This is a genomic window from Fimbriimonadales bacterium, assembly GCA_035559795.1.
Taxonomy (GTDB): Bacteria; Armatimonadota; Fimbriimonadia; order Fimbriimonadales; family ATM1; genus DATMAR01.
On sequence record DATMAR010000008.1, the window covers coordinates 1 to 1,881 of the forward strand.

The window sequence follows — 1,881 nt, forward strand, 5'->3', positions numbered from 1 at the left end:
CTGGGAAGCCGTTTCGAGCGGAACTGCAGGTGCTAACGATAAAGTTACCGATGCGGTCATCACTTCGAATATAGAAAGATTCATTCAATCTTCGGATAGAGAGATTCGCGCACGAATAACGTGGACACGCATCGCCACCGCAACTGCACCTCCCTCTGAAATGTTCATAGACGAGGCAACTTGGCGTTTCGTATATCAATAATAATTATCAATAATAATAGACAAACACTTTTAGTAAAGGTAAATGGCATGAGAATCGCATTGCTCTTATCGCTTATATTTGCAATTACTCTTTTTCTCAACGCTCAAACCCTTACACTGACTTCGTACTTCTTCGAACCGCACATCACAGGTTTATCCTTGCCTACTTGCATAACGACCCTTAGCGAAAACGAAATGTTCGTCTGCGAAAAAGAAACAGGAAAAGTAAAGTACTTTAAAGACGGAATTTTCGTTAACGTCGTTTTAGATTTGCCTGTGGAAAACGATGGAGAGTCCGGTCTATTGGGAATCGAACTCGACCCGAATTTCACGACCAACGGCAGAGTGTATGTTTATTATTCTCACGCGCCTCAAGACGGAGGACCCTTCGACGGCAACCGTCTCGAAAAATTTATCTGGAACGGAACTACTCTCGTTTTCGAAAAACTCTTATGGGAAGTCCCCTTCGACAATACGCAAAACAACGGTCCCGGACACCAGGGGGGGGAAGTCCATATCGGTCCTGACGAAAAACTTTATCTCAGTATCGGGGATATGACACGTGGAGGTCTCAGCAACGGAAGGATCGAACAAAACACGAGCACTACCGCAGTTGCAGGCGCTGGTGCGATCTATCGCCTCAATTTGGACGGCACTATCCCCTCGGATAATCCTTTCATCAACGAAAGTGACGATCGTTTGAAAGCAATCTTTGCCTACGGAGTGCGAAATTGCTTCGGTTTCACTTTCGATTCTTTGACAGGCAAACTCTGGATGACGGATAACGGTCCTGAGGTCTACGACGAAGTCAATTGGTTTTCGCCAGGAGCGAACGGGGGATGGCTGAAAATCATGGGACCCGATGCAAGAAATGCAACATACGGAAGCAACAACTACACGAGTTATGACGCAGATGATTTAGTGTATCTAACGGGTTCGCATTATCAAGACCCCGTTTTCTCCTGGTTAGAATCCCTCGGAATTACAGGGATTGTGTTTTTAGATAGTTACAAGTTTCAGCCAGCCGAAAAAAACAACGTTCTCATATCGGACTTCAATTTAGCGCAACTCTATTATTTCAAAATGAACGACGCCAGAGACGGATTCGTTCTTACTGGGGGGGCTGCAGATGGAGTCGCCGATTCGCCTTCGGAAAGAGACATCAATCGAGTCGGAACGGGATGGGGGCATGTGAGCGATTTACACATCGGCAAAGACGGCTACCTTTACGTGACAGGAATTCTCACCGGAACCGTTTATCGCATACGTCCTTACAACGACAAAGTCCTCGCCAAAACTTTGAATCTTGTCGAAGGAAGTATTAAATTCGGAGGTTTGAAACAAACGTATGAAAGCGACGACGTTTACTTGAACATAAGCGGAAGAGCAGAAAGGGGAAATGTGATTGCGGGACAAATAGAATTAAAATCTACTGCACCACCCGCTACCACGAAAACTCTCAAAGAACTCCATTTCATTCTCGAAACGCACGTCACGGGCACGATGGGTGAAAAAATCGAACTTTGGAATTACCAAACCCAAAACTGGGAAGCCGTTTCGAGCGGAACTGCAGGTGCTAACGATAAAGTTACCGATGCGGTCATCACTTCGAATATAGAAAGATTCATTCAATCTTCGGATAGAGAGATTCGCGCACGAATAACGTGGACACGCATCGCC

General features: G+C 45.7%; 2 protein-coding genes. Both read left to right on the forward strand.

Annotated elements, in window-relative coordinates; genetic code table 11:
• Window positions 1-202: hypothetical protein (locus tag VNK96_05565; protein HWP31174.1), on the forward strand; the 202-nt coding region annotated here is incomplete at its 5' end.
• Between the two features lie 47 nt (window positions 203-249).
• On the forward strand, window positions 250-1,881 hold a 1,632-nt coding region (locus VNK96_05570), incomplete at its 3' end, for a PQQ-dependent sugar dehydrogenase (protein HWP31175.1).